22 protein-coding genes are annotated in these 17588 nt (G+C 52.7%); all 22 read left to right on the forward strand.

The window, feature by feature from the left end; translation table 11 throughout:
* The first annotated feature begins 2 nt into the window (after nucleotides 1–2).
* The 22 genes from ftsW to KGZ92_04615 all read left to right on the forward strand — a co-directional run bounded on the left by ftsW (nucleotide 3) and on the right by KGZ92_04615 (nucleotide 17583).
* Nucleotides 3–1100, forward strand: coding sequence for a putative lipid II flippase FtsW (ftsW, locus tag KGZ92_04510; GenBank protein ID MBS3888547.1), 1098 nt, complete (start codon nucleotides 3–5; stop codon nucleotides 1098–1100).
* An 8-nt stretch (nucleotides 1101–1108) separates the two neighbouring features.
* The gene (gene murG / locus KGZ92_04515; GenBank protein ID MBS3888548.1) at nucleotides 1109–2200 is read left to right on the forward strand and encodes an undecaprenyldiphospho-muramoylpentapeptide beta-N-acetylglucosaminyltransferase; all 1092 of its coding nucleotides are present in this window, start codon (nucleotides 1109–1111) and stop codon (nucleotides 2198–2200) included.
* Nucleotides 2201–2286: 86 nt separating this feature from the next.
* Nucleotides 2287–3543, forward strand: a complete 1257-nt coding sequence (gene murA, locus KGZ92_04520; protein ID MBS3888549.1) for a UDP-N-acetylglucosamine 1-carboxyvinyltransferase — start codon at nucleotides 2287–2289, stop codon at nucleotides 3541–3543.
* A 13-nt stretch (nucleotides 3544–3556) separates the two neighbouring features.
* Nucleotides 3557–4261 carry an FtsQ-type POTRA domain-containing protein gene (locus tag KGZ92_04525; protein MBS3888550.1) on the forward strand — a complete coding sequence of 235 codons (705 nt, stop codon included), beginning with the start codon at nucleotides 3557–3559 and terminating at the stop codon, nucleotides 4259–4261.
* A 3-nt stretch (nucleotides 4262–4264) separates the two neighbouring features.
* On the forward strand, nucleotides 4265–4981 hold the full coding sequence (locus KGZ92_04530; GenBank protein ID MBS3888551.1) for a DUF881 domain-containing protein: 717 nt from the start codon (nucleotides 4265–4267) through the stop codon (nucleotides 4979–4981).
* Nucleotides 4982–4985: 4 nt separating this feature from the next.
* Nucleotides 4986–5318 (forward strand): small basic family protein, encoded by a 333-nt coding sequence (locus KGZ92_04535; protein MBS3888552.1) that lies wholly within the window; start codon nucleotides 4986–4988, stop codon nucleotides 5316–5318.
* A 35-nt stretch (nucleotides 5319–5353) separates the two neighbouring features.
* On the forward strand, nucleotides 5354–6562 hold the full coding sequence (gene ftsA / locus KGZ92_04540) for a cell division protein FtsA (protein MBS3888553.1): 1209 nt from the start codon (nucleotides 5354–5356) through the stop codon (nucleotides 6560–6562).
* Nucleotides 6563–6580: 18 nt separating this feature from the next.
* A complete protein-coding gene (ftsZ, locus tag KGZ92_04545) occupies nucleotides 6581–7639 on the forward strand; it encodes a cell division protein FtsZ (protein ID MBS3888554.1) in 1059 nt (352 codons plus the stop codon).
* 70 nt (nucleotides 7640–7709) lie between these two features.
* Nucleotides 7710–8579, forward strand: a complete 870-nt coding sequence (locus tag KGZ92_04550; protein ID MBS3888555.1) for a sigma-E processing peptidase SpoIIGA — start codon at nucleotides 7710–7712, stop codon at nucleotides 8577–8579.
* A 13-nt stretch (nucleotides 8580–8592) separates the two neighbouring features.
* Nucleotides 8593–9330: an RNA polymerase sporulation sigma factor SigE gene (gene sigE / locus KGZ92_04555; protein MBS3888556.1), complete on the forward strand. Its 738-nt coding sequence runs from the start codon at nucleotides 8593–8595 to the stop codon at nucleotides 9328–9330.
* Between the two features lie 45 nt (nucleotides 9331–9375).
* A complete protein-coding gene (gene sigG, locus KGZ92_04560; GenBank protein MBS3888557.1) occupies nucleotides 9376–10203 on the forward strand; it encodes an RNA polymerase sporulation sigma factor SigG in 828 nt (275 codons plus the stop codon).
* Entirely contained in the window at nucleotides 10200–10739 is a 540-nt protein-coding gene (locus KGZ92_04565) for a stage II sporulation protein R (protein MBS3888558.1), read from the forward strand. The genes sigG and KGZ92_04565 overlap by 4 nt, the downstream gene beginning before the upstream one ends.
* A 59-nt stretch (nucleotides 10740–10798) precedes the next feature.
* Nucleotides 10799–11068, forward strand: a complete 270-nt coding sequence (locus tag KGZ92_04570; protein ID MBS3888559.1) for a YlmC/YmxH family sporulation protein — start codon at nucleotides 10799–10801, stop codon at nucleotides 11066–11068.
* A 57-nt stretch (nucleotides 11069–11125) separates the two neighbouring features.
* Nucleotides 11126–11587 (forward strand): transcriptional regulator NrdR, encoded by a 462-nt coding sequence (nrdR, locus tag KGZ92_04575; GenBank protein ID MBS3888560.1) that lies wholly within the window; start codon nucleotides 11126–11128, stop codon nucleotides 11585–11587.
* The gene (locus KGZ92_04580) at nucleotides 11584–12870 is read left to right on the forward strand and encodes a hypothetical protein (GenBank protein MBS3888561.1); all 1287 of its coding nucleotides are present in this window, start codon (nucleotides 11584–11586) and stop codon (nucleotides 12868–12870) included. The genes nrdR and KGZ92_04580 overlap by 4 nt, the downstream gene beginning before the upstream one ends.
* 86 nt (nucleotides 12871–12956) lie before the next feature.
* On the forward strand, nucleotides 12957–14201 hold the full coding sequence (locus tag KGZ92_04585) for a hypothetical protein (GenBank protein MBS3888562.1): 1245 nt from the start codon (nucleotides 12957–12959) through the stop codon (nucleotides 14199–14201).
* Nucleotides 14198–14854 (forward strand): YggS family pyridoxal phosphate-dependent enzyme, encoded by a 657-nt coding sequence (locus KGZ92_04590; protein ID MBS3888563.1) that lies wholly within the window; start codon nucleotides 14198–14200, stop codon nucleotides 14852–14854. Before KGZ92_04585 ends, KGZ92_04590 begins: the two co-directional genes overlap by 4 nt.
* 17 nt (nucleotides 14855–14871) lie before the next feature.
* Nucleotides 14872–15336, forward strand: coding sequence for a cell division protein SepF (locus KGZ92_04595; GenBank protein ID MBS3888564.1), 465 nt, complete (start codon nucleotides 14872–14874; stop codon nucleotides 15334–15336).
* Nucleotides 15337–15372: 36 nt separating this feature from the next.
* Nucleotides 15373–15834 carry a DivIVA domain-containing protein gene (locus KGZ92_04600; GenBank protein ID MBS3888565.1) on the forward strand — a complete coding sequence of 154 codons (462 nt, stop codon included), beginning with the start codon at nucleotides 15373–15375 and terminating at the stop codon, nucleotides 15832–15834.
* 69 nt (nucleotides 15835–15903) lie between these two features.
* On the forward strand, nucleotides 15904–16194 hold the full coding sequence (locus KGZ92_04605) for a hypothetical protein (GenBank protein MBS3888566.1): 291 nt from the start codon (nucleotides 15904–15906) through the stop codon (nucleotides 16192–16194).
* 37 nt (nucleotides 16195–16231) lie between these two features.
* Nucleotides 16232–16669 (forward strand): signal peptidase II, encoded by a 438-nt coding sequence (gene lspA, locus KGZ92_04610; protein MBS3888567.1) that lies wholly within the window; start codon nucleotides 16232–16234, stop codon nucleotides 16667–16669.
* Nucleotides 16666–17583: an RluA family pseudouridine synthase gene (locus KGZ92_04615; GenBank protein MBS3888568.1), complete on the forward strand. Its 918-nt coding sequence runs from the start codon at nucleotides 16666–16668 to the stop codon at nucleotides 17581–17583. The genes lspA and KGZ92_04615 overlap by 4 nt, the downstream gene beginning before the upstream one ends.
* The last annotated feature ends 5 nt before the right edge of the window (nucleotides 17584–17588 follow it).

The raw sequence follows: 17588 nt of genomic DNA on the forward strand, positions 1-17588 counted from the left end.
AATTGCGTGGCAAGAGCGCACCAGACTATGCACTGCTCATCTTCATACTCGCCCTAGTTACGGCCGGCGTGGTCATGGTATATAGCGCGAGCTTTCCCCTTTCATTAACGAGGCATGGACATGGCTGGTTTTTCGCCCTTCGGCAGATGCTGTGGGCGATTGCCGGAATAGTAGCCTTAACTATAGCAAGCTACATCAACTACAGGAAGTGGCAGCAGGCCTCGACAGTGCTGTTGTTGGCGACGATCCTGCTACTACTAGCTTTGTATGTGCCTGGGGTAGGTTTCTCGGTACAAGGATCCACGCGTTGGATAAACCTCGGTCTATTCAACTTGCAACCTTCGGAAATCGCCAAAGTAACTATGGTGATGTGGGTCGCGGCCTTTTTGGCCCGGAAAGCAGACAGGTTGCGGAGTTTCACTAAGGGAACCATGCCCGTGCTTCTGGTCACAGGCCTTGTGGCCGGGCTAATCTTTGACCAGCCGGACTTAGGCACGGCGGTGGCGATAGTCCTCGTAATGTGCTTGGTGCTCTTTGCGGGTGGCTTGCCTTGGGGACAAATAATCTCTTTAGGCGTTCTAGGTATCGGCTTGCTCGCTGTCGGCATCAAGACAGCGGATTACCGCCTCGAACGTTTTATGTCCTTTCTTAACCCCTGGCAAGATCCTTTGGATACTGGCTACCACATCATTCAGTCCCTCTATGCCATTGGCTTGGGCGGGGTCTTTGGCAGAGGGCTTGGCGAGAGTATTCAAAAAAGGTTTTTCCTGCCGGAGCCTCATAATGACTTTATATTCGCCATCATCAGCGAGGAATGGGGTTTTATAGGCGGGGCAGTCATAATTGCCTTGTTTGGCGCGGTAGCGTGGCGTGGGCTGAGAATTGCTGCTCGCGCGCCCGATAAATTTAGCGGTCTACTGGCAACGGGACTAACGTCCATGATTGTATCGCAAGCATTTATTAATATGGGGGTCGTTACGGGGTTGATGCCAGTAACTGGTATTACCTTGCCCTTTATTAGCTATGGGGGTAGTTCTCTCCTCATGGTCATGGGTTCCGCAGGGGTTCTGCTCAACATTTCAAGATTTTGCCGCGAATGAGGTATGAAATGAAGATTAGGGTCATTTTTTCCGGTGGTGGAACGGGGGGACATGTCTATCCCGCCATTTCTCTGGCGCACGAGGTTTTAAGGCGGCATCCTGGCGCCGAAGTGCTCTTTGTCGGAGCTAAGCGAGGCTTAGAAAACCAAATCGTGCCGCGCGAGGGTTTTCGGCTCATGACTTTAGAGACAACCTCTTTGCCGCGTCGGCTCTCTTTGGAGCAGCTACGTACCGTGTACCGCGCCTTGCGCGGGGTAGTACAGGCGCGCCGCATACTCCGTGATTTTTCTCCTGACCTTGTGGTGGGCACGGGGGGCTACGCCGCATTTCCGCTGCTTATGGCCGCCGCACTAGCCGACTACCCAACCCTTATTCACGAGCAGAATGCTTATCCGAGCTTGACGAATCGTCTACTATCTCGCTTTGTGGACAAGGTTGCCGTCAGCCATCGTGAAGCCGGGTCGTTCTTTCCCTCACACAAGGTGGCAGTAACGGGCAATCCTCTGCGCCCCGAGATTCTAAGTGCCGATAGAGAGAGTGCCCGCTTGCGCCTTAATATCGCGCCAGAGGATAAGGTGTTGGTCGCCGTCGGCGGCAGTGGGGGAGCAAAAGTGCTCAGTGAAACCCTCAGCGCTTGCTACAAGGAATTTGCGCTCAAAAAAATCCGGGTCTTTCACGTTACTGGTAGGCGCGACTATGAAGCCATTAGCCGAGTGGCGCGTGAATATCTCGGGCCCTACTTGACGCTTATCGAGTATGCGACGAATTTGCCGGAGCTTCTCGCCGCCGCAGACTTGGTAATCTCACGCCCGGGCGGAACGACAGCGGAGCTCGCCTATCTAGGAAAACCAAGCATCCTCATCCCCGCTCCGATAGCCGCGGAGAACCACCAGTATCATAACGCGAAGGTGTTCAGTGAGGCAGGGGCTGCTATTCTCATCCCCGAACACACTTTGACTCCCCATCTTCTTAGCGAGAAAGTAAGCGAAGTTCTGTTTAACGAAGCAGTGCTTTCGCAGATGTCACGAAAGGCCTATACGCTCTCTTTCCCTAGTGCGACCATGACTATATGCGATTTGCTAGACGGGCTAATCAGCTAGCTCGGCAAGTAGCAATGCCATGCTCCCCGGCATAGGATGGTGCAACGATATGGATTGCACCGCTCTGCGAAAGGAGTGAAAGAAGCTTGGAGCGTTATGTCATCTCTGGCGGGAAACCTCTGCGTGGCGTGATCGACATTACCGGGGCCAAGAACGCCGCCCTCCCCATTATTGCCGCCTGCTTACTCACGGAGGAGGCGGTACTTCTCCGCAACATGCCGTCGCTAACGGACATTGGTGTCATGCAAGGTATCTTACATAGTCTAGGTGTCAACAGCCAACTCACTGCCGGGGACTTCTTTGTTCATCCCAATGTAGTAAAGAGCCACATCATCCCCGAAAACCTGATGCAAGAAATGCGTTCGTCGGTGATCATCGTGGGGCCCTTGCTGGCCCGCTACGGCAAGGTAAGCGCTTCCTATCCTGGGGGTTGTGCCATTGGGGCTCGTCCCATCGACTTGCATATCATGGGGCTAAGGGCGCTGGGGGCTACCATTGTCGAGGAGGGGAGGGGGTCTCTGACGGTCACGGCCAAGAAACTACGAGGGGCTCGTGTGAAGTTAACATCACCAAGTGTGGGTGCCACCGAGAACATTATGATGGCGGCAAGTTTGGCCATAGGTGACACCATCATTGAAAACGCGGCTAAAGAGCCCGAGGTAGTCGACCTGCAAAATTTCTTAAATGCCATGGGTGGTAAAGTTTCGGGGGCGGGAACCGATTGCATACATATCTCCGGAGTCAGCTCCCTCAGCGGTACAGAGTACACTATTATGTCGGATCGCATTGTGGCTGGTACATATCTCTTGGCAGCGCTCATGACAGAAGGAGAGATAACGGTACGTTCTGTTGTGCCCGAGCACCTAGAGCCCTTGTTAGTAGTGCTGCGTGCCATGGGTGCCGAGCTCTCTCTGACCGCAAGTGAAGTGAAATGTAGAGTAAGGGGTAGGCCACAGGCTGTAGGCGAAATCGTCACCTCTCCCCATCCTGGGTTCCCTACGGATCTGCAGGCTCCGATGCTCGCGGCATTGTGCCTGGCAGAAGGTACATCCGTCCTCACCGAAGGGGTATTTGAGAGCAGGTTTGGGCATGTCGAAGAGCTAAACCGCATGGGTGCCTGTGTTGCCGTGGACGGGAGTCAAGCAGTTATTAAAGGGGTAGCGCGATTAACAGGCGCGGTAGTAAAGGCCACAGACCTAAGGGCGGGGGCAGCACTTACCTTAGCGGGACTTTCGGCTAGAGGCACAACCGTGGTAGAAGATATTTACCACATAGACCGCGGGTATGTAGCCATAGAGGAGAGTCTAGCACGTCTTGGCGGTCAGATCAGACGCGAGAAGTAGAGGGGGAGTTTTCATGGTGAGAGGAGCGTTTCTCATATTTCTCGTGCTCCTTTTTTGCTGGCAAATGGTACAAGCTCCCTGGTTCTTCAGCCTAGAGCAGGTCGAAGTCAAGGGTGTAGAGACCTTGACTGCGCGACATGTGGAGGAGTTGGCAGGCGTATGGCGGGGGGCTAATCTCCTGCGGCTCAATCTAAGTGAAGTTGTCGAGCGATTGTTAGCGCACCCGCAAATTGCCGCAGCTTCTGTGCGGCGCATCTGGCCAAATAAACTAGAAATTTCTGTCGAAGAGAACATTGGCCTAGCGGTCATCCCCTATCATGATGGCTTTGTCGAGATCGATGGCCTTGGCCGCGTAATTTCTATAGTACATGACTTTAGTCGTGTCAATTTGCCGATTATCACGGGGGTACCGCTCACACAGGCCTATCTTGGCGACACAATTATACATCCGCTGTTCGCAGTAGCTCATCAGGTAGTGCTAAATTTGCCAGGCAGTGTAAGGCCAAGTATTTCCGAAATACATGTCACCGCCAATGGTTTTGTTAACATGACCACGACAGCGGGTGTGTTGATTCGATTAGGCAGTAATGCCCATACACAGTCACGTCTTGCATTGCTTCCTGCCGTGCTTTATGCTTATAAAGAGAGGGGATTGTCGCGAGAAACGACGGCCTACATCGATATGACAGGTGAGGTCCCCGTATATAAAGGACGGTAATAAATGAAAGGTCGCTCTCATGTCGCCCTCACCGCTGTTTGCCTCTTGCTGGGCTGGCTTCTAGCACTGCAGATTCGCAGCACCGGAAATTTCGCCACTGTTGTCCCTGACCTGCGTACTTCGGAAATGCGGGTGCTGCTGATGGACGCCATGCGCCAAAATCAGAATCTTCAAGTAGAACTTGATGGCCTGCGCGAGCAGCTCAGGGGATACGAAGTTGCTGCCACCAGAGGTGAAGGCGTGCTCGAGCAGTTGCACAGTAATTTAGAGAATGCTCGCGTCTTGGCCGGCATTACCGCCGTCATGGGACAGGGCATATCCGTGACCATTAATGATAGTCAGCGTTTAGCAGCAGCAACTGATGACCCGGCCGTTTTTATTGTCCATGATGAAGATATTTTAAAAATAGTTAATGTGTTGCGGGCTGCCGGAGCGGAAGCTATCTCTGTCAACGGACAGCGACTCTTGGCGACTAGTGAAATTCACTGTGCCGGACCTTCAGTGTCCGTGAACAACACCCGCATTGCCGCTCCTTTTGTAGTGACTGCCATTGGCGATAATAAAGCTTTAGAAAGCGCCTTACGCATGCGCGGTGGTATTATTGAAACACTCAGCTACTTTGGCATCGAGATAGAGTTGAGGCTGCATGAAAAAGTAACGGTGCCTGGGTTTACGCAGCCGCTACGGTTCGAATGGGCAGAGCCTGTATTGGGGAGATAGGATAATGTTACTAGCTACAGTCGGTTTAATGATGGGACTCCTGCTCGGGTTTGTCAGCGGCGTGAGAATTCCCCCACACTTAGCTCCCTATACCGCGGTAGCTCTTCTTGCGGCCGCAGACTCGCTCCTCGGGGGTTTAAGGTCTTCGCTGTCTGGCACCTTTGACGACACAATTTTTGTAAGTGGGTTGCTTAGCAATGCCCTGCTGGCAGCACTGCTCGCCTTCGTTGGGGATAGAATGGGCATTAATCTTTACCTGGCCGCAGTGGTGGCGTTTGGAGTGCGGATTTTTCAAAATCTCGCCATCATACGCAGGATGCTCCTGTTGCGAGTGTGATAGAATGAATGAGTATAGAGAAGGGCGGTGGACGAGTGCGGAAAGAACTGATTGCGAGTTTGGATGTCGGGACAGCCAACACTCGCTGTGTCATTGCCGAAATTAATCAGCGCGGTGAAGTGCAAATTCTCGGCATGTGTAGCCGCCCTTCGGCAGGTATGCGCAAAGGGCTGATAGTTGATGTTGAGGCCAGTGCAGCTTCCGTCAGAGAGGTGGTAGCATTTGCAGAGCGCATGGCGGGGGGCACTACAGCCTCTCTTTTTGTGGCTCTCTCTCCACTACACGCGGTGCTGCAGCCCTCTAAAGGCATGGTGGCAGTACTAGGCGCTGACCACGAGGTCTGTCAAGAAGATATCGATCGAGTTATGCAGGCAACTAGGCTGGTCAATCTGCCACCCAACAGAGAAATCGTAGACATGGTGGCGCTGCAGTACATAGTAGATGGATACGGCGGTCTAAAAGATCCGGTGAACATGATAGGCATGCGCTTAGAGCTAGAGGCTATGTTGGTGGTAGGTAACTTAACTGCCCTGTCTAATCTTAGGCGCAGCGTAGAGCGCGCGGGCTATGCTGTGGAAGGTTTCGTGCTCAAGCCTCTCGCCCTGGGAGAGTTGCTCTTAAGCGAGGACGAACGCGAGCTAGGTGTCGAGCTGGTTGATGTCGGTGCCGCGGTAACCGAGATGGCGTATTTTGAAGAAGGAGCTTTGCGCTCGATCGCCGCAGTCCCCCTTGGCGGCGCTTATGTGAGCAACGACCTGACTCTAGGGCTGCGTGTAAGCACCAAGACGGCGGAGCGCCTCAAGACGGAAGTTGACTGGTTTACCCAACCCCCGGACAGAGCCATAGATTTAGCTAGTTTTGGGCATGTAGAGGCTAGAAAAGTCACGGCGGGTGAGATTATCGATGTTATGGAGCCCCGTTATGAAGAGATATTTAACATGGTGCGGCAGCAGTCTCGTGAGATGAACGGCAGCGATGTACCTAATGGCGGCTATGTGGTCACTGGTGGCACTGCCAAGCACAAGTCCTTTCTCGCCCTACTGAGACGAATTTTGGGAAATCGTGTAAGGGTAAGCCTTGAAACCTACGGTGCCGTCGATGACCCAGGCTACAATGCCGCGGTGGCAGTGTTGACATATGTTCTTAATCGGCGCGGCGGACAAGCTAGTGTCAACAAACAACAGAAGAGCGGGCGCGGAATTATGGACAAGGTAAAAGGTTTTTTCCAAGATTTTTGGGAGTAGTATGGGGGGCGAGAGAGAGTGTTAGAGTGGGATAACGATTATAATCAACCTGCTAAAATTAAAGTTATAGGTGTCGGTGGCGGCGGCAGTAATGGCGTCAACCGCATGATTGAGGCCGGACTTAAAGGGGCAGAATTTATTGCCGTAAATACCGATGCACAGGCTTTGAGTGCATCGCTGGCTACTCACAAGTTGCAGATTGGAGAAAAACTCACCCGTGGGCTGGGTGCAGGTGCTAATCCCGAGGTGGGTACTAAGGCGGCTGAAGAAAGTCGCGAAGTGCTGGCTAAGGCCCTTAAGGGGGCGGACATGATTTTCGTGACCGCTGGCATGGGCGGTGGCACAGGTACTGGTGCCGCACCGATTGTGGCCGAGGTGGCGCGAGATTTGGGTGCCTTAACCGTGGGTGTAGTCACAAAACCATTCGGGTTTGAGGGCAAACGACGCATGACACAGGCCGAGCGTGGTATTGCCGCACTGCGTGAAAAAGTAGATACAATTATCGTTATCCCCAACGACCGCTTGCTACAGGTAGCGGATAAAAATACGACATTTATGGAAGCTTTCCGCATGGCCGATGATGTGCTCAGGCAAGGTGTACAAGGCATCTCTGACGTCATGATGGTTCCTGGCATCATCAATGTTGACTTTGCCGATATCAAAGCCATTATGTCTAATGCTGGCTCAGCCTTGATGGGTATTGGTAAGGCCGTTGGCGAGGGCCGCTGCATTGCCGCCACCAAGATGGCGATATCAAGCCCTCTGCTCGAAACATCCATAGACGGTGCTAAGGGCGTTTTGCTAGCTATTACAGGAGGGCCTTCCCTCAGCCTGTTTGAGGTTGATGAGGCCGGTAAAATTATACAACAGGCCGTAGACGTAGATTCTAACTTTATCCTCGGCGCGGTGATAGACGAAACGATGGGCGAAGAAGTGAGGGTTACCGTTATCGCCACTGGCTTTGAAGGGCGCAAACCTAAGGAGCATGTGTTTGATGGCATCACCATTTCTCCGCTTGATGACAATCAACTAGACATCCCAACTTTTGTACGCCGAAAACGCAGCTTTGATAAATAATTATCTACGAAAAATGACATTTTTCAACACCCCTAGCTCATTATAATCATCATGAGCGGGGGTGTTTGTCTTGGTCATATACCTTGACTCACTGTGGTTACTGAATTGGGCCATGAATTGGTGGCTGCTGTGGGCTACCGCTAAAACTCTGCGTCGGCAGGCACCTCGCGCCCGACTAATGTGGGCAGCTTCTCTTGGGGCGATGTCCTCCCTACTTTGGCTATTGCTCCCAGGGCCAACTTGGGTGCTGTTCTCACTGAAGGTAGTAGTCGCCATAGCGATGGTTAACTGCTGCTTTACCCCGAGGGGACTTAGGCAGTGCCTAGAGCATACAGGCGTGTTCCTGCTTATCTCGGCTCTCTGTGCTGGTCTTACCCTAGGCATGGCCCTTTTTGGAGTAGGGGGGGTGAGCGAAGCGCTGCCTAGTATGGGCTGGTACATTGTGGTAGGCGGACCGATCTTGATGACCCTGCCTGTGCAGCGACTGTGGGCGAACTTGGGGCGGCAATTCCGTCACAGTGAACAGAGCGCGCGCTTTGAGTTTGTTTTACAGGGGATTTCGGTTTCGCTCCTCGGCCTACTCGACACGGGCAATGTTTTGCTCGAGCCACTGAGCTACCGTCCGGTGGTGGTGGTCGATGCAGAAGCCATATCAGATTTGCTGCCCGAAGAGCTGCTGTCGCTCGTGTATCAATGGGATAAATTGGGCGAAACCTTGCTTGACTCATTGCCAGACTGGCTGGCCTCTAGGCTCACTCTCATACCCTATACCGCGGTGGCAGGGGGAGGAATGATGGTCGGTATTCGTCCGGATTCATGCTCTATTCTAGTCAAGGGCAGCTGGCACCCTGTGGACGCCGTAATCGGGTTTGCCCCTCTCGAATTTGCTGCAGGAGAAAAGTTCGCTTTACTACCTGCGGAAGTCTGGCCGATGGATTAAGAAGGGAGAATGAATGATGATCCGCACCAATCTCTGGCGTTTGCGCTTTTGGCTCGTCTTCCTCCGGGTACTACGCCTCTTAGGGGTGCCATGGGTGCCTCGAGCTGTTCATTTTGTCGGTAGCTCCGAAGCCCTGCCGCCCCCCCTCACGGAAGAAGAGGAGCATTACCTTATCGAGGGCTTAAAGAGCGGTGACTTTGCTGTCAAGTCGGTGTTAATTGAACGCAACCTGAGACTAGTAGTCTACATTGCGCGCAAGTTTGAGAACACCGGCCTGCCCATTGAGGACTTGGTTTCCATAGGTTCAATTGGGCTCATCAAAGCTGTCAATACCTTTAATCCCGCCCGTAATATCAAGCTCGCCACCTATGCCTCTCGGTGCATTGAAAACGAGATACTGATGTACTTGCGACGCAACCAAAAGAACAAAGTTGAAGTCTCACTTGACGAGCCTTTAAATATTGACTGGGACGGCAACGAACTGCTGCTCTCTGATGTCATCCCGGTAGAAAATAGCGAGGTTCATCGGGCGCTAGAAGCGGAAGTGGACCGGCGTATGCTGCAAAGCGCCATGTCTAAACTGAGCGCGAGGGAGCAGAGGATTATAGAACTGCGTTTTGGTCTCCATGATGGGCGGGAGCGCACTCAGAAAGAAGTGGCAGACCTACTCTGCATCTCACAGTCCTACATATCTCGTCTCGAAAAACGAATTCTAAATCGTTTGAAGCGAGAATTTAGGAAAATGGAGTAATTACCCCCCTTTTCTTGTTATCCCCTGTATTAAAGTGGCACAAAGATGGTGATAATTCATCATGAGTGGCATGAAGGGGGAAACACAGTGAACCGAGTGGAGATATGTGGCGTAAACACCTCGAAACTACAAGTACTTGGCAATGCCAAAATGCGCGACTTGTTCATTGCTATACAGCAAGGCGACGAAGCCGCCCGCGAAAAACTTATTATGGGCAATCTGCGCCTGGTGCTAAGTGTCATACAGCGTTTCAACAACCGTGGGGAACTAGTCGATGATCTGTTCCAAGTCGGGTGCATAGGACTTATGAAAGCTATCGATAATTTCGATCTCAAACATAATGTCAAATTCTCTACCTATGCCGTACCGATGATCATTGGGGAAATTCGCCGCTACTTGCGCGACAACAATCCCATACGTGTAAGTCGCTCGCTGCGCGACATCGCCTACAAGGCGCTACAGGTGCGCGACGCCCTAGTCACCAGGAATGGTAGAGAGCCAACAGTTAGTGAGATAGCCGAAGAGCTACACTTGCCTCGTGAAGAAGTTGTGTTTGCGCTCGACGCCATACAAGAACCAGTGTCTTTGTTTGACCCTATCTACCAAGAGGGTGGCGACCCCATATACATTATGGACCAAATCAAGAGTGAAAAAGATAATGATGCCTACTGGTTAGAAGGTATCGCCATTAAAGAAGCGCTCTTTAGACTCAGTGATCGAGAAAGGCACATCGTCAACCTGCGGTTTTTTGCTGGCAAAACGCAGATGGAAGTGGCGGACGAGATAGGAATATCTCAGGCGCAGGTCTCGCGCTTAGAGAAAGCGGCCTTGGTCCAGATGAAAAAGCTCATTGCCGATCGCGGTGAAAAGTGATGTGGCAAAAAGTGGTCGCAACCTTGCTCCTACTGTTAATGATACTCGGACCGCGTGGCGGCGCCACCATGCGCAGTAGAGAGATTATTCGCCTCCATGTGCATGCCCACAGCGATACCGAAGAAGAGCAGCGACTGAAACTAGCAGTAAGGGATGCCTTGCTGGGTGAAATTAACCGCCTAGTAAGTGAGGCGGAAACACCTTCTCAGGCGGAGAAACTAATCGAGAGGGCCTTGCCTGGCCTCACATCCCTGCTACAGAGCACCCTACAAAAAGAGAAGTCGCCCCATGTTGGGCAGGTAAAATGGGGGGTGTTTCTCTTCCCTAGCAGGGTCTACGGCCAACTGGCCTTGCCTGCCGGACGTTACCGCGCTTTGAATGTCCACATTGGCGAGGGAAATGGTAGAAACTGGTGGTGCGTGATGTATCCTCCCCTCTGCTTCGTCAACGGTGTAGTCGGACAATCGACGGAGAGGCGCTTCGATTCGGCCCTGCGAAACCTCGTGCAAAGTCTCTGGCGCCGTCTGCGCAACTAGGAGTAGCATTAACACCCCTTCTTCCTCATATAACACTATGAAGGAGAGGGGGTGTGCTTGTGCTGCGAGTTTCGGACTTGCGCGAGAAAGAGATTGTGAACATTCTCGATGGAAGGCGCATCGGCTTTATTGGCGACCTAGATGTTGATGTTCAGGAAGGGAGAATCCGTGCCCTCATAGTGCTGGGGCAAGGGAAGCTGCTCGGTTTGTTCGGACGCGACGATAATGTGTATATCGCCTGGGACAAAATTGTGAAGATAGGCCTTGATGTGATTTTGGTGGATATGCCTAGTCTGGAGACACCGTGTTTAGAGGATGAATTGTCATGAACACCCAAGATGTAGTACCATAGAGACAAGAGGTATCTATGGATTGGGGTGGAACGGGTGAAATGCCCCCAGTGTGACTGCGTAGACAGTCGGGTAGTTGATAGTAGGCCGACCGCTGAAGACAGCACCATTCGTCGCCGGCGCGAGTGCCCAGCATGCCTGCGCCGCTTCACTACTTACGAGAGGCTGGAAGAACAACCTATAGTGGTCATCAAGAAAGATGGTAGCCGGCAATTATTTAGTAGGAGCAAAATTCTCTCTGGCCTTCTTAAGGCCTGTGAGAAACGCCCTGTGCCCCTCGACGTTTTGGAGGCCGCTGTCCTAGACATCGAGGCGAAACTCGCGAATGAAATGCCCTCCGAAATTCCGTCCGCGCGTATAGGCGAGTTAGTCATGGAACGACTGCAGAACATAGATGAAGTGGCCTATGTGCGCTTCGCCTCCGTGTATCGCCAGTTTACAGATATCAATAATTTTCTCGGTGAACTCGAAAAGTTGCTCAAGGTGCGAGGACAATGAAAGAGGTGTCTAAAGCACTGCTAGAAGGTAAAATTCGCGACCTCCTTTTGGAGAATGTGATGGCCACGCCTTGGCATGATGCTCTGCGCCAGGGTCTAGTTTACGTGCACTCGCTCACGCCAGACTTTCGTTCCCTGCTTTTCGTTCCGGAGTTCCGCACCCTGCAGGCCAAAGATGAAGCTTCGTACATCCTAGGGCTTGTCCACGCTGGCAAGTTAGCTTCTTGGCAGGCAGCCGAGCTTGCGCTACCGCATTTTGTCACAGATATTGGCCTTCCCTGCTTGCAGCTTTACGGCCCAAAGCGCTTGGCGGCAGTGTTTCGGCAGCTTTTCGCCCTTTGGTCTCTCCCGCCGCAGAGCACTATCTCGCTCAACTTAGGCGACGACTTAGACCGTGACTCCCTAGTCGTTATGGAGACAGTGCTCGACGTTCTCGATCAGGGGGCAACTTTTCTGGAGCCCCAGGTCATCATGCGCGTGCGCAGGGGGGTGAATCTCGAACGCGAGAGCGGTGGGTATAAAATTCTGCATAAAGCGCTAGACATGGCTCGCTCTCGGGCGGGTATGGCCTTTGCGCTCATGGATTCTCCCCGCAACAGCTCCTTTATGGGTCTTATGGCCTTTTCGAAATATGGCTTGCGCTTAGAGCCGGCACGACTTGACTTCTATCAAGGTACGAGGGGACAAACGATAGGGGGACAGGTTTCTCTCAACTTAAGTAAAACACTCATCCACGGCGTATCCGGCTTAAAAGAGAACCTCGCCATCGCCGCGAGAATCCTGGCTACTAATCTCGAGCTTACGGCGCGCGAAGGAGGCCTCGTAAAGATGGGGGATACTCCTCTCATCATCAACTTGGGCGGCCTCCACTACTATCCCGTGTCGCATGAGCTATTTGACATGCTAGGGCTTATTAGCGAGCAGGTAGCAAGTTTGCGACGTGAGTTTGATCTTAATATTATGCTGGCGGCTACTGGGGAGGACGTGCCTTTTGCCTCGGGTGACGACAGGGGTGTTAGTAAGCATAAGATTTCGGCCTTGGTAGCAAGCATGGAGCAGTACTTGCCAGCGGGGCATTGTTTGCGACTCCCCGCCGGTCTCCACTTGAGTATAGAAGACCTCTACGAGCAACTTTGTGAGGCTATCGACAAGGGGATTAGCTTTCTGCGATTCATAATCGAGGATGTAAGGTGCTCACACTGTCACTTAGCAGTAAGGGCTCTGGGGCCTTGTCCGCAGTGTGGCAGCGAGAGCAGAAGGCAAGTTGTGGACCGTGGTGGATAAAGGGCGGCAGCAAGTGAACTTTTGCCGCCATCTGGCAGGATTTCGCGCTAGACATAACGAATAAGATGCCGAAAGGGGGGAGTAGCTTGGAGGCGGTACGGAGCAAGAAAAAACGGAAGCACCGACGCTGGCGAGTTTTTAAGCGTATTCTCCTCATGGCGTTTGTCGGCGTTCTATTGTACGGGGTTTATGGCTTGGGTAGGCTGGTCTACCAGAGGGTCTTCTTCCCTCCGGTGCGCTATGAACAAGCGCAGGCAGTAGATAGTGCCATTTTTGCGGGCGACGCTCTCATGCTGCGCGAGGAGTTAGCGCTCGTAACCGGGCGGGCTGGTGTTTTAAACATGTTAGTTGACCATGGCGCGAGAGTCCACGCGGGGCAAAGCCTATTTGAGATCGTGGATAAAAGCCTCTTGTCTTCGATTGACACAGAAATCGCCCGAGAGGCCGCAGATAGGCCAGGCGAGGCTGCTCCGGAAGCGGTCATCGTCGAGCGACGCCAGCAGCTGACCGAGGCTCTCTCTATCGTCCGCAGTCTATCCAGCGAGGTTGCCCTAAGCTTGCGCGACAATGAAACTACTGAGATGGCGCGAGCCATGCGTGAACTGAGGCGGGCTACAGAGAACGCCCGCCGTCGGCAAGATGAGTATGCGTTTGCTACACGGTCTGAGACCCTAGAGGAGGAGCGCAGAGCTTCGCTACTAGCGCAACGTCAGCAGGCTGTCCATGTGGTAAGGGCGAACATCCCTGGCTACTTAAGTTATGCCCCAGACGAAAGGGTCGGCTCGCTTAAGGTGTCAGAATACATGTCTGTAACCATAGACATGGTTAGGCAAGAGAAAAGCGTCTTAAGGGCAAGGGCAAATGGTGAAAGAGTGCCTGCGGGGCAGGCCGTTGGTGTAGTGATTGACCCCGCTCAGGCCATGTTAATCTTTGAGGCGCCAGAAACTTTAGCTCTGCCCAAAGCGGTGGACATTGCTTTTGGCGAAACAGTGGTCATGGCAGAGGCTCTGCCGCGCATGTTAACTGGGGTAGAGGGCAAGGTCCTCGTCCCTCTGCGCCTTACAAATCCTCCCTTTGCGGCACTAGAACAGCGTACTGTAAATGTAGTGGTGCGTCCCCGCGGTGAGCCCATCAGCAGTATTCCGTCAAGTTCCTTAGTGGTTGGGGCTGAGACAGTCGTCTTTGTCAAAACGGAGAACGGTGAACACGTAGCGCGAACGGTGAGAGTCGTGGCGACAAAGGGGGATAGAACCCACGTGACGGGACTTATTCCCCTAGAGACTGTAGTAGTCAACCCAGGGCGATTGCCGCCCAAAGCGGGAACGCCATGAGCAACACGGCGCGAGAGCTAATTGCTGCCGTACAGGCCTATCCAGGCGTCACCTTGGTCGCTGTGAGCAAGGCCGTCGGCCTGCCGGAAATTAAACTCGCTTACGAGATGGGCATTAGTAATTTTGGTGAGAATCGCGTTCAAGATGCACTTCCCAAAATAGAGCAGTGCATTTTGCCGTTAACCTGGCATTTCATTGGCCGCGTACAGACGAATAAACTGCGCAAAATAGTAGGCTCCTTTTCCTTAGTTCACTCCTTGTGCAGCCTGCGGGTGGCCGAAGAGATGAGCAAAGTGGCGCAAGCTGAGGGCAAGGTCTTCACCTGTCTTATTCAGGTCGATACTACAGACGAAGAAACAAAGCAGGGTCTCCGGCCTGACGAGGTAGGGCCGTTTATAGACTCTCTTGCTGGTATGAAAGCTGTAGCGATTAAAGGTCTAATGACGATGGGGCCAAACACCGCGGACAAAGAGATGATCAGACAGTCCTTTCGCCAAGTACGGCAGCTCTACGATGAACTAAGCCGAGAGAAATGGCCTGCTGTGGAAATGCGCCACCTATCCATGGGCATGAGCAGCGATTACCGCCTAGCTTTAGACGCAGGCTCCAATATGGTGAGAATTGGCACGGCCATTTTTGCCAACATCAAATGACGAAGGGAAGCGGGCTTATGAGAGAAAAGTCCAGATGGAGAAAATTCCTAGATTTCTTTGGTTTCGATAGTGACGATGACGAGGAGGAAGACACGCGGCGAGAACCACTCCTCCCCGAGGATGCTGTCAGTGATTTGCACTCCCAGCGTCGCCCGCAGCAAGTAGTCGACCTTGCCAAACGCCAGCAGATGAGGGTTGTCGTCGTGCAGCCGAGTAGTTTTGATGATGTGCCCAATATTGTTGAGCATGTCAAGGCACGCCGCCCGGTAATCATCAACCTCGACATTTGCGATCAAAAGGGGCGGCAGCGCATCCTGGACTTCATGTCGGGAGCGACTTATGGCAGCGGCGGTCGCATGCAAAAGATTAGCGAGGCAATTTTTCTTTCCGCGCCCTCAACTGTGCAGATTGACAACATCACGGGTGAAATTTATGACGACGGACTGGCAAGTCATCGACCCAGTCAGAAAAAAGGCAATTGATAAAGGACTGCATAACAACTAAGGGGGACTGAGTTTATGCCATTAAAGCCTCAAGATATCAGCAAGAAAGAGTTTAAGAAGGCGATTCGTGGTTACAACGTCGAAGAGGTAGATGATTTTCTCGATCAATTTACCCGCGATTACGAGGCTACTTTGCGCGAACTTGCTACGCAGCGCGAGCAAGTACAAAAGGTAGAGGATAAACTTAGCCATTACTACAAACTTGAACAGACCCTCCACGGGGCCTTGATGGTGGCACAAGAGACAGCCGAAGAGGTTAAGAACTCGGCCCGCAAAGAGGCGCAGCTTATTGTTAAAGAGGCGGAAGTTCGTGCGGAAAGAATGGTTGAAGAAGCCATCTCCAAGTCACGTAAAATGGCCTCTGAGTACACTGAAGTACAAAAACAGTCCGAGATTTTTCGGGGCAGGCTCCGGGCACTGCTACAAGCACAGCTAGAGATGCTCGGTTCTACAGATTGGGATAAACTCTCGCAGTAGAAAGCCCGACTGCATGGTCGTTCTTGGTGAGGGGCACATTAGCCTTAGACCAAGGGAGGCGATGCAGCCATGGACCGTAAGGTCGATACAACGCGCGAGCGCAAATTTGCGGCGTTCTGCGACTATTTAGAGCGGATACGATTTAACGATTATGTGGACATGACCAACAATCCGTGGCGACTTCTGTGGGTCAACTTTATCGCGGGGGCCGCGCGCGGCGTGGGCTTCGCGTTTGGCGGCAGCTTGCTGGCGGCCTTCTTGGTCTACTTGTTATCGCAAATCGCCATATTGAACCTGCCACTCATCAGTGAGTTCATTGCTGAGATAGTCCGCTTGGTAAGTAAAAATTTAGAGCCTTAGCTTGTACATAAGAGAATTTTGCGGAGGTCACTTCTTGATAGCTGCCTTTTTGTTGTCGCTCGGAATCCTGCTACTCGACCAAGTGAGCAAGCACTTGGTCGTCTTAAATTTGTCCTACGGCGAATCTCTGCCTATCTGGCCTGGGTTCTTGGCCTTGACGCATGTGCATAATTTCGGAGCCGCCTTTGGGCTTTTTGCTGGACAGCGTTGGCTCTTCTTTGTGGCGGTTTTCGTAACCATGGCCGTGTTATTCATGTGGCGCAAAGACATCCTGCGGGCAGGACCCTTGGCATTGTGGTCCTGTGCGCTGCTTTTAGGTGGTGCCCTAGGTAACTTCCTCGACCGCCTCAGGCTAGGTTTTGTCGTCGATTTCATTGATCTTGGGTTCTGGCCGGTCTTTAATGTGGCTGACTCGGCCATAGTAGTGGGCGCTCTTACGCTTGCCATTGTAACCATACGGGCGGAATTTAAATGAGCGAGCACTCATACCTCGTCTCTCCTCATGACGCGGGCTTGCGTTTAGACGTAGCGGTAAGTCGCTTTTTTCCTGCTCTTACGCGCAGTCAGGCCGCGCGCCTTATCGAGGCGCAACAGGTGACTGTGGACGATGAGCCGCAAAAAGCCAATTATAGAATTAGACCCGGGCAGCGTTTAGCCGTTGTCATTCCCGCTCCCGTTCCCTGTGAGGCCCTTCCCGAAGACATCCCTCTCACAGTCGTTTACGAGGACAGCGATGTAGTTGTCATCAACAAGGCAGCAGGGCTGGTGGTGCACCCAGCCGCGGGTAACTGGCGTGGCACGCTAGTAAATGCCTTGCTCCACCATGTCGATGGTCTTTCGGGCATTGGTGGTGAAGTGCGGCCTGGTATTGTGCATCGTTTGGATAAAGATACGTCGGGCCTACTAGTCGTGGCTAAGAATGATTACAGCCATGCGCATCTTGTTGGCCAGCTGGCCTCACGCACCATGGGACGAGAGTACTTGGCGTTGCTACACGGGCGACTGCGACAGGAACAGGGCACAGTTGATCTTCCTATCGGCCGTCATCCTTTGCGGCGCAAAGAAATGGCCGTACGCGCCGAGGGGCGTACAGCCAGAACTCACTATGAAGTCATAGAGCTTTTTGACAAGTATACCCTGGTGAGATGTAAGCTTGACACCGGGCGTACCCACCAAATTCGCGTACATATGGCTCATATCGGTCACGCCATAGTCGGTGACCCCGTCTATGGGCCCAAGCGCTCGGCCTTCGGCCTCTCTGGCCAATTGCTGCATGCCGAGAAACTAGTACTCGCGCATCCGCGCACCGATTTGAAAATGACCTTTGTTTGTGAGCTGCCGCGACTTTTCGCAGATACTCTCGCGAGATTGCGCGCGGGACAGTGCTAGTAAAA

Source organism: Bacillota bacterium, assembly GCA_018333655.1.
GTDB lineage: Bacteria > Bacillota > UBA994 > UBA994 > UBA994 > BS524.

Excerpts from the sequence above, each read along its gene's own strand:
- murG (MBS3888548.1), top strand. The coding sequence starts at position 1,109 with ATGAAGATTAGGGTCATTTTTTCCGGTGGTGGAACGGGGGGACATGTC.
- KGZ92_04525 (MBS3888550.1), top strand. The coding sequence starts at position 3,557 with ATGGTGAGAGGAGCGTTTCTCATATTTCTCGTGCTCCTTTTTTGCTGG.
- KGZ92_04530 (MBS3888551.1), top strand. The coding sequence starts at position 4,265 with ATGAAAGGTCGCTCTCATGTCGCCCTCACCGCTGTTTGCCTCTTGCTG.
- KGZ92_04535 (MBS3888552.1), top strand. The coding sequence starts at position 4,986 with ATGTTACTAGCTACAGTCGGTTTAATGATGGGACTCCTGCTCGGGTTT.
- sigE (MBS3888556.1), top strand. The coding sequence starts at position 8,593 with ATGATGATCCGCACCAATCTCTGGCGTTTGCGCTTTTGGCTCGTCTTC.
- sigG (MBS3888557.1), top strand. The coding sequence starts at position 9,376 with ATGGTGATAATTCATCATGAGTGGCATGAAGGGGGAAACACAGTGAAC.
- KGZ92_04580 (MBS3888561.1), top strand. The coding sequence starts at position 11,584 with ATGAAAGAGGTGTCTAAAGCACTGCTAGAAGGTAAAATTCGCGACCTC.
- KGZ92_04590 (MBS3888563.1), top strand. The coding sequence starts at position 14,198 with ATGAGCAACACGGCGCGAGAGCTAATTGCTGCCGTACAGGCCTATCCA.
- KGZ92_04595 (MBS3888564.1), top strand. The coding sequence starts at position 14,872 with ATGAGAGAAAAGTCCAGATGGAGAAAATTCCTAGATTTCTTTGGTTTC.
- KGZ92_04600 (MBS3888565.1), top strand. The coding sequence starts at position 15,373 with ATGCCATTAAAGCCTCAAGATATCAGCAAGAAAGAGTTTAAGAAGGCG.
- KGZ92_04605 (MBS3888566.1), top strand. The coding sequence starts at position 15,904 with ATGGACCGTAAGGTCGATACAACGCGCGAGCGCAAATTTGCGGCGTTC.
- KGZ92_04615 (MBS3888568.1), top strand. The coding sequence starts at position 16,666 with ATGAGCGAGCACTCATACCTCGTCTCTCCTCATGACGCGGGCTTGCGT.